Raw genomic sequence first — 14180 nt, 5'->3', positions numbered from 1 at the left:
TTTTCAGAATATTAATTAGCTATTCTGGACATGTTCAACATAGGATGCAAGGTCAAAGTTTCCGGCAAATTCTGCAAGGTGAACTAAGTTACGTAAGAAATCATGAGTTGAAGCTTCATAGTGATACTTAACACCTAAATCATAGATGTAACCATTGATGTAATCAACTTCGGTTGGCCGTCCCTTTGAAAAGTCTTGGTACATTGATGGATAGTGAAGGGGATTTCCAACTTCACTAACGTACTTAACCGTTTCCCATTCATCTTCACGAGTCCCTAATAGTTTAATGTTTGCTCTTTCACAAACATCGTATGCTTCGTTAATTAATTGACGGGATAACTTTTCAGCAGTTGGTGATTGAATGAATTCACCCATTGGAATCTTCATCATCGTACAGAGGGTGTTAACAACTGAGTTAAAGATGATCTTTGATAATAAAGTCCCCATAAAGTTAGTGGTTAACGTTGGGTTTAAGTTCGCTTTTTGAAAATCATCCATAATTTGATGGGTAGTATCGTCAGGCTTTTCAGTTTGGTTAGCGAAGTGCATTGAACCCGCACCAGGCTTACCAATAAAGTCAACATCTCCAGGCTTGTTAAGAACGGTTCCGATTAGAGCAGTTCCACCGATCACCTTATCTTCGGCGAAGTATTTATCGAACTTTTCGATATGCCCCATTCCGTTCATTCCACTAACGACGTATTGCTTGTCTGTGAAGAAATGAGCACATCGTTCTAACATCTCAGACAAGCCCATTTGCTTAGTAAATACTATGTATGCATCAGGATTGCCCTTATATTCTTCAGGGAAGTAAATATTAACTGGGACTAAATGGCGGCCTTGACCATCTCTTGAGACATAAACGCCACCTTGTTCCTTAATTTTGTTTACTTCTGGTTCCCAATCATCGACAAAGTCAACTGGGAAACCAGCCTCCTGTAGTAAAACACCGATTCTTAATCCCATGGCTCCAGCGCCTAAAACTGTATATTTCATAAAAGTCACTCCAATCTAATTGATTTTTAATAATTTTATCACTTTCAAATTAAATTGCAACCTTTTTATTAGAATGAACTTTATATATAATAATTAAATAACGGAGGAATTGGTTATGAAATCTAATCAAATTGATTTAGTTAAGCACTTTTTTAGCAATCGGCCGACAGAGGCGATTACTGAAGATTGTCTGGGGCGTAAGTTAATTTATAACGGGCCATTTGGTATTGTTTCCGTATATATTGTTGAAGCTGAGGCGTACCTTGGTGAAAATGATTCTACTGCACACGCTTATCACGGGCGAAGGACGGCTTCTGTTGAACCGCTATATGGTGAGCCTGGAACTGTCTACATTTATTCCATTCACGGACGGTATTTATTTGATGTGGTTACCCAACAAAAGGACGTTCCACAGGGGATTTTGATTCGTGCTGGAGAACCATGTTCTGGGATCGATATTATGAATAAGAATCGAGCTAAACACGGTAAGGAATTAACCAATGGCCCAGGCAAGTTGATGGAAGCATTTGGAATTCAAGATATGAAAATGAACCAGTTATTTTTAAATGATTGTCCCATCAAAATCGATCTAAATGATCGAAAAATGCCACAAAAGATAGGAACGGGTGCTAGAATTGGGGTTAACCAAAATGGTCCATCCGCTAAGTTACCGCTTAGGTTTTATGTCGCTGGTAATTCTTATGTTTCTGGAATGTTAAAGCGGGATGTTTTACCTAATAACGGTTGGCAAAAAAATAAATAAATTAAGGAGAATTGATTAATGCGATTATTACACACTGCAGATTGGCATATCGGAAGGCGCTTGCATGGATTTGATCTAGAAGCAGAACAGCGCAATGCGTTTGCTCAAATTGAACAAATTGCAAGGGATGAGAAAGTTGACGGCATTATAATTGCTGGCGACTTATACGATCGTAGTTTACCATCAGAACAATCAGTTCAATTGTTGAACCAAATGTTGAAAAAGTTGAACCTAACCGATCAGTTTCCGATTTACGCAATTTCAGGAAATCATGATAGTGCAACACGTTTATCGACTGGTAGTGAATGGTTCAGAGATACTAATCTGTATATCAATACTAAGGTGGCTCAGGCTTTTTCACCAATTGAGTTTTCGGACGTGCAGTTATTTTTATTACCCTTTTTTGAACCGTTTGAAGTCCGTCAATATTTTAATGATGATTCAATTCAACATATTGATCAAGCTTTCGCTGCAATTATTGATGAGATGAAAAAAAGTTTTGCGCCTAATAAAAAACACGTCTTAGTTTCCCACTTCTTTGCTGCTGGTAGTGCGACCACTGATTCTGAGACTCGGTTAACCGTGGGGGGCTTAGCAGCAGTTCCGACTGCAATGCTTACCGATTTTGACTATGTAGCATTAGGCCATCTTCATGGGAAGGATGCAATTCATGAAGCACGGATTCAATATAGCGGGTCTCCTGTTAAATTTTCGCTGTCTGAAGCTAATCAACAAAAGGGAATATTTATCGTTGATACAAATGATGTAACCAACCGTCAGTTCTTTCCAATTTCACCATTGCATGATGTTAAACAGTTAACTGAATCTTTTGAAACATTAATGGATCCTAATTACTATCAAGATATAAATCGGGATGATTACATTGGGATTAGCATTACTAATCAAAATCAAATTGCAAATATGATGGCGCAGTTACGGAAAATTTACCCCAAAATTATTGAACTAAAACGTCAAAATGGTTATGAGATGGCCTTTAAATATAGCGGTGAAAGTGCTAAACAGATTAGATCCGCCGATCCGTTAGAATTGATGAAACGATTCTATCGTAAAATAGCTAAGCAGGAATTAACTGAGGATCAGTTGAAGTGGGCCCAAGCGGCCCTTAAGGATGTTCAAAATGGGGGTAAGGATAAATGAAACCATTAACTTTAAGATTAAAAAATTTTGGACCATATGAAGATGAATTGATTGATTTTACCCAACTGAATAAATCATTACTTTTTTTAATCTCGGGACCAACTGGTAGCGGAAAAACGACCATTTTTGATGCAATTACATTTGCACTCTATGGTGCTGGCGCTAGTGATGATCGCTCTGTTGAGCAAATGCGTTCTGATTTTGCTAATCCTAATTTAGAGACTTCTGTTGATTTTAAATTTGAGCATCAAGGAACGGTGTATTTAGTTCATCGCGAACCAAAACAGTTACGAAATAAGAAACGTGGAGACGGACAAAAAGAATACGGAGCGCTGGGGCGCTTAAAAATTTTTGAAAATGGCATTGAAAAAGCCGAGATTACTAAGCTACAACAAATTAACCTCAAATTAAACGACGTATTACAGATTAATCGCCAACAATTCATTCAAATTATTCTATTACCACAAGGAGATTTTAAAAATTTCTTAGATGCTGATAGTGCTGATAAAGAAACCGTCTTACGGCGGATTTTTAAGACGCAATTATATCAAAAATGGGGGGATAATTTAAAAGAACGATTAAAGGTTGAAGCTAATCAGAATAAAGAATGGGAATTAGCGATTGAAAAGGACCTTAGTAGTATTGATTGGCAAACTGCTGATAGTGAATTTCAGGAACTAAGTTTTGGACAAAAAATTGAAATTTTGAAGCAGCAAAGGACATCTGAATTGGGGAAACTTAATGATGATGAAGTTAAAATGCACAATGCGCAGTCGGATTATGATGATTTAAATCAGAAAATAAACGCTGCCCAAAAAATTAATGAACAGATTGAAGAATTAAATGATTATGAACAACAAAGAGTAGCCCTGTATGCTAAAAAAGACACTTTTATGCAAATAGAACAGCAAATTAGTGAATTGGAATGGGCTAAGAATCAACAACCTACCAATCAAAGAATCAAAGAAATGAAAGATCAGATTGATAATTTAAACCTGAAATTGGCTAGCGTAGATCAAGAACTAACAACGAAAAAGCAAGCACTAGTAACTCTTGATTCTGAAAGTCAAGAATTAGCTAATGATTTGCAAGCTCAAAAAAGACGAACTGATCAGCTTTCCATTTATAAACAACAAAGGCCACTTTTTGAAAAGCACCAATTGAAACAAAACGAGTTAAAATCAGCTTTGGCAGAAGCAACAAAAATCCAATCAAAGATTGATGAATTATCCGATCAGCAAAAAGATTTAACTCAAAAAAGGCAAGCTAATGCTGAAAAAACAAGTAAATTAAATACATTAAGGGAAAATCAACTCCGAATTGAAAATCGAATTAACCAATTAAAGCCGCTTGTTCCAAGAGTTGAGCAGTTAAATGCCCAAATTAACGATTTAAATCGTTTACAAAATGAACTCGACCATAATCAATCTCAAATTAAAGTTGCGCATACCAATGTTCAAAATTTAAAAGCCCATTACGAAGCATTGAATAATGATTTTATAACTAATCAAATCTTAGTTCTTTCTAGCAAACTAAAGGATGGGGTTCCCTGTCCAGTTTGTGGTAGTATTCAACATCCTCGTCCCGCTGAAGATGTTGAAAATAAAAATATTACTGAAGAGTTAGTGAATATTGCTAATGATGAGTACCACCAAGCTGAGCAGAAATTGACCGAACTTAAATCTAAGGTAAGCGAGCAAAGTGGTCAGGTTGCTAAGCAAAATGATGCTATTGGAAAAATTAAAAATGGAATAATTAGTGAAACTAGTCGGCTGACTACAATCCAGAATACTATCACTGGAACCGAGTTAGATACTGTAATCAATGAACAATTAAGGACAGCCCAGCAATCCCTTAATACCAATTTTGAACAGATACAGGAATTAGATCAATTAACTAAATTGGATTCTAAAATGCAAATAGAGCTTTTACAATTAAATGATGAGTATGATGAATTTGTGCAATCTAAAAATCAAAGTGATATGGAAATTCAAACTATTCGAACGCAATTAATTGATATTAATAGTAGTATGCCTAATGAAATTAAGGATTTAGATTCATTGGATGCTAAAGTAAGTGAATTAAAAATTTCCATTGATGATTATCAAAACAAAGTTAATCAGCTTAATCAAAGAAAAACTGATAATCGTGAATCAATCGTTTCATTAGAAACACAATTAAAAAAACTGCAAGATGATGTTGATGGTTTAAAAAAGGATTACCAAAGTAAAAAAGCGTATTTGGATGCGCAAATTTTAAAATATTTTAAGGATAATGATTATGACAAATTCATTCATTTGTTAAGCCAGTTAGATGAATTAAGTATGTTACAATCAAGGGTTACCAAATATCACCGTGACGTTGATTTGGTCGAAAATAACATCGTTACTTATCGAAAGCTAGTGGGGAATCAAAAAACCGTTGATTTGATTCAAGCGAATGCAAAGTTGACCCATTTAAATCAGATTGTAGTTGATTTAAAGAATCAATATCAGCAAAAACGGGATGCCTTTAACTTAAATGACACGCTTTTAAATCAAGTTATTAATAGCTATAACCAAATTGGTAGCCAAGCACAAAAACTAAATGAGTTGACCCTTCTTTCCGAAACTGTCAATGGGAAGGGGGATGCTAAGTTAAGCTTAGAACGATATGTATTAAGAGCTCAACTAGTAGAAATTTTATTAGTAGCGAACCAATATCTGGATGAACTAAGCTCGAATCGCTATCGATTAAATTTGCATGAAGGAATCGGTGCTAGTCAAAAAGATACGGGCCTTGAAATTGATGTGTTTGATGATAATGTTGGTCAATCACGTGGGGTTAGTACGTTATCCGGGGGCGAAAGTTTTATTGCGTCTTTGAGTCTGGCATTAGCATTAGGAGAAGTCATTCAAAATGAGTCTGGTGGAATTAGTATTGACACCTTATTTATTGACGAAGGATTTGGTTCTTTGGATCGCGAAACATTGCAGACAGCAATGGAAGCACTTGCAAATATTGAATCTTCAGACAGAACGATTGGGATTATTAGCCACGTTGCCACTCTTCAAGAACAAATTCCAGTTCAACTAAGGGTAACACCGCTAGGTCAGGGACGTAGTAAAACTAACGTTGTTATCCCGTAAGGAGATGAATACTATTAAATTGCTACTTTTCTTTAGGCAACAATTGCATGGCTATACGTTAGATGACCGAACATTATGGTTATTGACGGGGACGATCTTAATTGCTTCGATTGTTACGATCATCATTATTTTATTAAGGAATCGAAAATAGGCATTAATTTGTAACTACATTGAAACACTATTATTTAATGATTAGGATTAGAATATAATGGGGTGATTATATTAATGAAAACTAAATTGGTGTTAACTGTACTTGGAATGTCCATTTTATTAGCAGGATGTTCGAGTGAGAGTAGTGACGGTCAATTTTCTGGCCACTCAAAGGGGATTACAGTTGCAGTTAATCGTTCTAAAAAAGAGGCTAAAAGTCAGTCTGAAAGAAATAATAATATGCTTAGGACTGCTGATTATCAAAAAATTGATTCCGCAACGATTCAAAATGCGTTGAATAAAGATCAAATTGCTAGTGCCAAGGCGCAGATTGCCAATAAAAAATTGATTATCAATGGAGCGGTTAAAACCATTGGTAAGGTTAAGGATAACCAAAAATCAATGGTTATTACTTCTAAAGATCAAACATACCTAGTATATGGAAAACCAGTTGTTTTCAATAAGATTAAGCTAGGTGATCATGTTAAAATTTATGGGAATGGATTAGCTTTAATGAATAGTAAAGCTAGTGAGTTTGGGATTAGCTCTGAAAATATTAATAGTAAGACCCTACTTTTTGATGCTAATCAAATTAATAAATAAGTGATTTTATCTCCACTATTCTATGTATAAAATCCTTAATCCATACTTTGACTTTATGGATTAAGGATTTTTTGGTGAATATTTAATCATATTTTAAATGACTTTGTTCGCATTAACTTTTTTCAACATCAGTGGACCACTGAGAGGTTATTTTTCCTCGTAATTTTTAAATGATAGATACAATTGCATAATTGGGAACTTGATAATCGGAATCCCAACGGTAATTAAAATTATAAACATGCCCTCTAGTAATAATGGCTTATTAGTAAGAAATTTAACATGCACACTCCACAGGGCGATAAAGGCAATCGTTAGGATTAATGTTCCTAATAATTGGGCTTTCCAGAAGATCCAATTAAATTTTTGTATTTGATCAAAGCTATACCAACCGATGATGAGGTGAGAAAAACCAGCAGTTAACCAGATTGCTGAAGCAACAACGCACAGATTGATTATAAACATCCTCATAATCATTCCCCCCTTAAATTTACAATTTTTTTACATTTCATTGATTTAATTATAGTATGGATAATTGTATAATTAAATGATTGAGTTAAAAATAATGAAAGGAATCAATAACTTGCGATTAAAAAGTGGTTATCCATACATAATAATACTAATAATTGCATTAGTGATTTTGTACCCGCAAGTGCATTCACATGCTTTTATTTATGGAGTAGATTCTGCGTTTCATATGAATCGATTCTATGATACAGCAATGCAAATAAAAACGGGTCAATATAGTTATTTTCAATCTTTTTTTGGCTTTCAACAATCTGGTCGTGTTGTCAATGCTCTTTATGGTCCCTTATTTGCTTATTTTAATGGATTGCTATTGTTATTAGCAAAGACTTGGTATCATTACCAAATTTTAAGTTCCTTCCTAGTTTTATTTGTTAGCGGTAGTTTGATGTATCGTTTAGCAGTTAAAAATAATATTAAGAACTATGTTGGGATTTTCATTTCGGTAATTTATATGATGTCTGATCCAGTAATGGCGTGGATCGTTGGACAACAATTTACTGGATGGGGAGCAGCTATTTTGCCGCTATCTTTATTAATGGGCACTGAAATGGTTCGTAAAAGGCGAATATCAGTTATTAGATTAGCAATTGCAATGGCACTTTTATTACAGATCCATGTTATGACATCACTGATGGCAGCGTTAGCCTTGATTCCATTTTTCTTTGCGGCTTTGTATTTATCAACACAGCGCCTAAAGTTGATTTATCAGTTATTGTTATCCATTGGTTTAACACTAATATTAACTGCAAATGTTTGGGGTGGAATGTTAGAATTATCAACCTCTAATAATTTGCTACCAGTTGCACCTGGGATTAATGTAAGTGTTACTGCACCACGGATAGCTGGTCAATCACAGGCAGTATTGGCAAGTGCTGCTAGTACAGGGGTTGGTTCTGGTTTAAATACGCTTGGTGTTAGCGCAGCGTTTTTATTTATTTTAATATCGATTGGTTTATACTTAGTGTTTAATTTTAAGCGGGTGCAGGGCTTAGTATGGTTAGTTACGGGGAATGGAATTTTATTTTTGTGGATCGCTTCAGATTACTTTCCGTGGCACCATTTAGCGGATTGGATTCCTTCTGTTGACTATATCCAATTTCCATCACGATTTTTGGTAGTTGCAACGGTCTTATTATTACTAGCGTTTGGGATGTGCTTATCTAATCTGAATCATTCTATTATCGTTAATTGTGGTAAAGTTATTTTTGCAGTTTTTATTCTTATAACTTTCAATCGAAATGTGAACCATGAAATTCAAAACGGAGTGAATACCTATCGGTCCAAGCAAGTGGTATTGCCAGATCGTAATTTAACGGTTAGCCCCGATAAGCCTGCTAAACTTAGAGCCATGTTTAATGATGATAATTTATCTGATGCCATTAACGCTTTTAATAAACCCACTCCTGATTACCTACCGTTTTTTGTTAAGATTAGTCCAGATCAGTATTGGGTTTACCATCCATATCACCTTTATAAGTCACAAATTTTGACTAATCTATCCGTTCAAGATAAAAAAACTAAACAGAAGATGGCACCCATTAAAAAAACTGTAAACAATAATGCGCTAGATATTTCTTGGACCAATCCACTGGATCATAAGTGGTGGGTTTCCATTCCAGTTATCAAGTATGCTAATACGATAGTAGAAATGAATGGCAAGAAGGTAAGCGTTGATACATCAACGATCGGTAAAATATTTATTGATTCTAAGCCAGGGATTAATCATGCTAAAATTTATTATCAACCAACCACATGGTTCAACATGGCAGTGTTGATGATGGGATTCGGTTGGGTGGTTTTGATCGGCTATCTAATTTTGAATTGGATCAAAAATTATTTAAAAAAAATAAAAATAATTCAAAATTAGATTGATTCTAATCAAAAAATTTTGTAATATATGAAATAAATGAGCCATATTCATTTGAAATGTTACTGACATAGAAAGGTTGGTATTTAATTATGAAGTTAAAGGATTTTAAATCACACATTATTAAAATGATTGGAACCCCTCTCAAATTTAAACGGACCAAGAATAATTTTTTAATTATTTCTACTAATTCTGGAATTATTAACGACAATTCACATACTTTACTTACGATTAACATGAATAAAAAAAATAAATTTACAATTATTGAAAAATTGAGTAATGACATTAGCGAATACATGGCAATTGTTCAATTAGTCGTCATGTTTGCTGATACAGAACCAAGTGATCGAGAAGATGTTACTAAAAATATGAAACTAGTTAATTAGTTCCTAGTGGTTAAATTAAAAGCCAGCCTAACTTAAGGCTGGCTTTTTTAGTTTAAAATAACTGTGATATACTAACTTTCGTTACTTAATTTTAGAAAGCGGGCCTTAATAATGAAAAAAGTCGAATACTGGCGAAGAAATTTAAACGTGTTGTGGTTCGGTAATTTTATTGCTGGTATCGGGTTTAGTTCTATCAGTCCCTTTATTGCACTGTTTATTGGTCAATTGGGGCATTATGGTAATGAACAAGTATCTTTGCTAAGTGGACTGGCTTTTGCAGCCCCATTTATTGTAAAAATGTTTGTGTCTCCGCTGTGGGGAATATTAGCTGATCGGTATGGCAGAAAGCCAATGTTGTTAAGGGCATCATTAGGGATGGCCATTGTGATCGGTTCGATGAGTTTGGTCACTAATGCGTATGAGCTAATTGGTTTAAGGTTGTTACAGGGGGTTTTTGCAGGATTTATTAGTAATGCAATTGCATTAGTTGCCGCAGAAACACCATCTGAGCATATTGGTCAAGCTTCTGGTAAGATATCGACTGGAAATGTATCTGGAACTTTAATTGGACCATTGATTGGTGGTTTGATAGCAACTAGTTTTGGCTATCGATTTACGTTTTTAATTACGGGTCTTGCAATGCTATTAGCATTCTTACTTAGTTTATTTTTGGTGCATGAACATTTTAAACCGATTGCTAAGGGTGCCAATGAGAAAAGTCCTCATTTCTTACAGGGCATTTCAACAGCTAAGGTAATCATTGCGATGTTTTTAACGACCTTATTTGTTCAGGCCACTAATAACTCTATTTCCCCAATTTTAAGCTTGTACGTTAAACAACTACTACCTACTTCCACATCAATAGCCTTATTTGCAGGGGCTATTCAATCAATTAACGGAATTACGATGATCTTAACCGCCCCATTCTTTGGTAGGCTCGGCGATAAAATTGGTGCTAATAAAGTATTGATGTTTGGATTATTCTTTGCCACGGGGGTGTTCTTAGCTACTTCGTTAACCCAAAACATTTGGGAACTAGGCATCTGTCGTCTTTTAGTGGGGGTATCAGATGCCGCATTACTGCCAATGGTTCAAGCAATGTTAGCAAAAAGCAGTCCAAAGGATAGGATCAGTCAGGTATTTAGTTGGAACCAGAGTTTTCAAGCCGCTGGTAACGTGTCTGGACCGATGATTGGTTCTTCAGTAGTATTATTTGGTGGCTATCGAGGTGTTTTTATCGCAACAGCAATCATAGCTAGTGTTAATTTATTAATAGTTCGTAAACTTAGTAATGGTTAAATGGTTATTCAAATTTAATGATAAGTTTTTTTACCTTTAATTTACTAAAAATTTACAATAATTATTGTATAATAATAAATGATTTAATTTAATCCCCTGGGGCGTAGACTTTTTGGTTTACGTCCCCTTTTTGATTGCTAAAGAATTGACATTTAATATAACGAGACTAGAATATTAGCTAATAATTATGCAATATTATGTTTTTTAATCATTATGGATGGAAGGGGTGATGATTGCGTGGAACAAAGAGAGCAACTAGATATTCTTAAACACTTAGTTAACACTAATACCGTTGCTGATAATGAGGCGATGATTGCTAAATATATCAAGGGCATTTTTGATAAGCATGGAATTAAGAACCAATTAGTCGATCAATTTTCTGGGAGAGCGAATTTGGTAGCTGAAATTGGGAATGGCCATGGCCCTAAGTTGGCTTTTGCAGGGCATGAAGATACCGTTCATCAGGGGAACGATAGCGATTGGCAAACGCCACCATTTGACGCAACGGTTAAGGATGGGGTTATATATGGCCGTGGAGTGACTGATATGAAGGGTGGTTTGGCTGCTCAAGTAATTGCAATGGTCATAATTGCAGATTCTAATGTTGAGCTAAATGGTACTTTAAGATTTATGGCAACGATTTCAGAAGAATTGACGCAAGGCGGTGCGCATTTATTAAGTGAAAAGGGGTATGTTGACGATTTAAATGCGATGATAATTGGGGAGCCGACTGGTGTACCAATTAAAGATCTTCACAGCTATTTTAATAGTGGTGGTAATAATACGAACTCTGAAAATCTAAATTTGTTAAGCGGCTCTTCGCATTTTGAACAACACTTTATCGTCGATGCGCATAAGGGAGCATTAATTTATAAAATTGAGAGCTTTGGTAAGGCTGCCCATAGTTCTACTCCTAAGTTAGGAGTTAGTGCAATTGATAATTTATTTGAATATCGTGTTGCTGAACACAAACTATTTGATAGTTTGAAATCGTCAGACGATGATTTAGGATCAACTATATATACTCCAGATATTTTTGTTGGTGGCAAGCAAGTAAATAGTATTCCTGACTATGCTTATCAAGATGTAATGGTTCGGACGATTCCGCAATTATCTAATGATCAGATTATTAGTAAACTAAGAACGTTAGTTAATTTATTTAACCAACAGTTAAATTTCAAATTAAAGTTAACGGTTGAATTTAGTGGCGATCCTGTCAAAAGCAATTCCAATGCTGAGATCATAAAAATTGCAAGGCAATTTGCGAATAATGATTTAGCGGAGCAGTTATCATTACCCTTAATGCAAATTTCAATGGGGACCGATGGCTCTCAATACAAGAAGCGCAACCCACATTTGGACCTAATTGTTTTAGGGCCCGGTAATAACACTGCGCACCAAGCAAATGAATGGATGGATCTAGATTCATATTATCGATTCATTAAATTATATTATGATATTGCTGTAGCATACTTAAAGTAGTTTATGATTGGAAGAAAGTAAATAAGATATGAATGAGATGGAAGCTAAACATCACGCTAACTTAATACTTAAGCGATTGCAACCTTGGTTCAAAGGTCTTTTTAATACTAGATATCGTTTAATTTTGGTAAATGATCAATATGATCGTTGCTATAATTTTTATATGGAAATTAGCCGAAATCAAACGCTTACTAGGGTGGTTCCACTTCATGAAATTGATGATTACGACATGAATGCGTTGTTTTTAATTTTAAGATTTTTAAATCAAGAGTGTCACCTGTCGATTGAGTTTCGTAATTTCACAGCTCAAGAGGTAATCATTTTGAAACACTACTTCCACTAGGATATTATTAAACTGATTTGATATAATGGAAATAACTATTTAATGGGGGTGATCTTAATGATTACATTAGCTGGTACAGTTGGTTCTGGTAAAACATCATTAGCGCAGAAGCTAGCAGAACATTTAGATACGGATGCTTTTTTGGAACCCGTTGAAAGTAATCCAATTTTACCAAAGTTTTATGCAAATCCAAAAAAGTATGGTTTTCTTTTACAAATTTATTTTTTGAATAAACGATTGGAAATGATTAAAAAGGCGCAGACTCATCATAACAATGTTTTAGATCGTTCAATTTATGAAGACTCCGTTTTTACAGATGTTAACTATAAATTGGGTAATATTAACTTAACTGAAAAGAACGTTTATGATAGCCTTTTGAACAATATGATGCAAGAAATACCAAATTCCAACCGTAAGAAAAAACCAGACTTATTGGTTTTCATTGATATTGATATTAATCACCAATTAGAGCATATTAAACGGCGGGGCCGTGAGTTTGAACAGGTTAATAATAATCAACATTTATTGGATTACTATCAAAAATTACAGTTAGCATATCAACGTTGGTATGATAGTTATCGTGAAAGTCCTAAAATGAAGATTAATGGTAATCGTTATGATTATGTTAATAATCCTGATGATTTAACTGAAGTACTTAGACAGATCGAATATCACGTTGTTAAATAATTAGTTTTGACTAATTTTATGCATTATAGTAGTATTGATTACGTTATAATAATTTAAAGTATAAATATTAATGGGGTGCCGATTGTTGGCTGAGATTATACCCATGAACCTGATCCAGGTAATGCTGGCGATAGGGATTAATCATAATTCAACCATAATAATCTCTATCTATTTAGATAGGGATTTTTTATTTTGGGACACTATTATTTATTTATACACAGGAGGATGAAGAATGGGTCAACAAAATCGAATTCAAAAGGTAACGATTTTGGCAATTATGATTGCATTGGATTTTGTGCTATCACCGATTTTCAGAATTGAAGGGATGGCACCAATGTCTAGTGTCTTAAACGTTACTGCTGCAGTAATGATGGGACCAGTTTATGCAACGGTTATGGCAGTCGTGTGTGCATTGATGAGAATGTTATTTTTAGGAATCCCACCATTAGCATTTACTGGGGCTGTCTTTGGAGCATTCTTAGCTGGAATATTATACTTATATAAGCGTAATACCTGGATGGCAATTATTGGGGAAGTAATTGGCACTGGGTTAATTGGCTCACTAGCATCATATCCAGTAATGGTTTGGTATACCGGTACACATAGTCAATTGTTTTGGTTTGTATTTACACCTCGCTTTTTTGGTGGGGCAATTTCAGGATCAATCATTGCATACTTGATTCTCCTTAAGTTAGTAAAAACAAATCAATTTAAAAGGATTCAACGGTTATTCTTCAAAAATTAATTGCATTAAAATTAAAAGCGTAGCTATGTCATTCATAGCTACGCTTTT

Annotated in this window: 14 protein-coding genes and 1 riboswitch; of the genes, 12 read left to right on the top strand and 2 right to left on the bottom strand. The window is 34.7% G+C overall.

Going from position 1 to position 14180, the window contains the following annotated elements; genetic code table 11:
- Positions 1-15 precede the first annotated feature (15 nt).
- Positions 16-996, bottom strand: coding sequence for a ketopantoate reductase family protein (locus tag ACSYTE_RS07735; protein ID WP_491717480.1), 981 nt, complete (start codon positions 994-996; stop codon positions 16-18).
- 115 nt (positions 997-1111) lie between these two features.
- Here ACSYTE_RS07735 and ACSYTE_RS07730 point away from each other — a divergent pair, with 115 nt between their 5' ends.
- The 5 genes from ACSYTE_RS07730 to ACSYTE_RS07710 all read left to right on the top strand — a co-directional run bounded on the left by ACSYTE_RS07730 (position 1112) and on the right by ACSYTE_RS07710 (position 6798).
- Positions 1112-1759, top strand: coding sequence for a DNA-3-methyladenine glycosylase (locus ACSYTE_RS07730; protein WP_491717479.1), 648 nt, complete (start codon positions 1112-1114; stop codon positions 1757-1759).
- 18 nt (positions 1760-1777) lie between these two features.
- Positions 1778-2917: an exonuclease SbcCD subunit D gene (locus ACSYTE_RS07725; protein WP_491717478.1), complete on the top strand. Its 1140-nt coding sequence runs from the start codon at positions 1778-1780 to the stop codon at positions 2915-2917.
- Complete coding sequence (locus tag ACSYTE_RS07720; RefSeq protein WP_491717477.1) at positions 2914-6045, top strand: AAA family ATPase; 3132 nt, start codon at positions 2914-2916, stop codon at positions 6043-6045. Before ACSYTE_RS07725 ends, ACSYTE_RS07720 begins: the two co-directional genes overlap by 4 nt.
- A 4-nt stretch (positions 6046-6049) precedes the next feature.
- Positions 6050-6196 (top strand): hypothetical protein, encoded by a 147-nt coding sequence (locus ACSYTE_RS07715; protein WP_491717476.1) that lies wholly within the window; start codon positions 6050-6052, stop codon positions 6194-6196.
- Between the two features lie 74 nt (positions 6197-6270).
- The gene (locus tag ACSYTE_RS07710; RefSeq protein WP_491717475.1) at positions 6271-6798 is read left to right on the top strand and encodes a hypothetical protein; all 528 of its coding nucleotides are present in this window, start codon (positions 6271-6273) and stop codon (positions 6796-6798) included.
- A 147-nt stretch (positions 6799-6945) separates the two neighbouring features.
- Here the strand turns inward: ACSYTE_RS07710 and ACSYTE_RS07705 are convergent, their stop codons facing one another.
- Entirely contained in the window at positions 6946-7266 is a 321-nt protein-coding gene (locus tag ACSYTE_RS07705; protein ID WP_491717474.1) for a hypothetical protein, read from the bottom strand.
- A 250-nt stretch (positions 7267-7516) separates the two neighbouring features.
- Between ACSYTE_RS07705 and ACSYTE_RS07700 the strand changes: the two genes are divergently transcribed.
- The 7 genes from ACSYTE_RS07700 (at position 7517) to thiW (ending at position 14132) form a co-directional block, all read left to right on the top strand.
- Positions 7517-9190: a hypothetical protein gene (locus ACSYTE_RS07700; protein ID WP_491717473.1), complete on the top strand. Its 1674-nt coding sequence runs from the start codon at positions 7517-7519 to the stop codon at positions 9188-9190.
- Positions 9191-9282: 92 nt separating this feature from the next.
- The gene (locus ACSYTE_RS07695) at positions 9283-9576 is read left to right on the top strand and encodes a hypothetical protein (RefSeq protein ID WP_491717472.1); all 294 of its coding nucleotides are present in this window, start codon (positions 9283-9285) and stop codon (positions 9574-9576) included.
- Between the two features lie 111 nt (positions 9577-9687).
- A complete protein-coding gene (locus ACSYTE_RS07690) occupies positions 9688-10875 on the top strand; it encodes an MFS transporter (protein ID WP_491717471.1) in 1188 nt (395 codons plus the stop codon).
- A 237-nt stretch (positions 10876-11112) separates the two neighbouring features.
- Positions 11113-12357, top strand: coding sequence for a M20/M25/M40 family metallo-hydrolase (locus tag ACSYTE_RS07685; protein WP_491717470.1), 1245 nt, complete (start codon positions 11113-11115; stop codon positions 12355-12357).
- 37 nt (positions 12358-12394) lie between these two features.
- Positions 12395-12700 (top strand): acetyl-CoA carboxylase, encoded by a 306-nt coding sequence (locus ACSYTE_RS07680; protein WP_491717469.1) that lies wholly within the window; start codon positions 12395-12397, stop codon positions 12698-12700.
- Between the two features lie 57 nt (positions 12701-12757).
- Complete coding sequence (locus ACSYTE_RS07675) at positions 12758-13387, top strand: deoxynucleoside kinase (RefSeq protein ID WP_491717468.1); 630 nt, start codon at positions 12758-12760, stop codon at positions 13385-13387.
- 61 nt (positions 13388-13448) lie between these two features.
- A riboswitch (TPP riboswitch) is annotated at positions 13449-13541 on the top strand.
- Positions 13542-13619: 78 nt separating this feature from the next.
- Complete coding sequence (thiW, locus tag ACSYTE_RS07670; protein ID WP_491717467.1) at positions 13620-14132, top strand: energy coupling factor transporter S component ThiW; 513 nt, start codon at positions 13620-13622, stop codon at positions 14130-14132.
- The last annotated feature ends 48 nt before the right edge of the window (positions 14133-14180 follow it).

The sequence above is a fragment of the Nicoliella sp. ESL1120 genome (genome assembly GCF_058508515.1).
The sequence above is the reverse complement of the archived record's forward strand: the minus strand, read 5'-3'. Positions and strand labels throughout refer to the sequence as shown.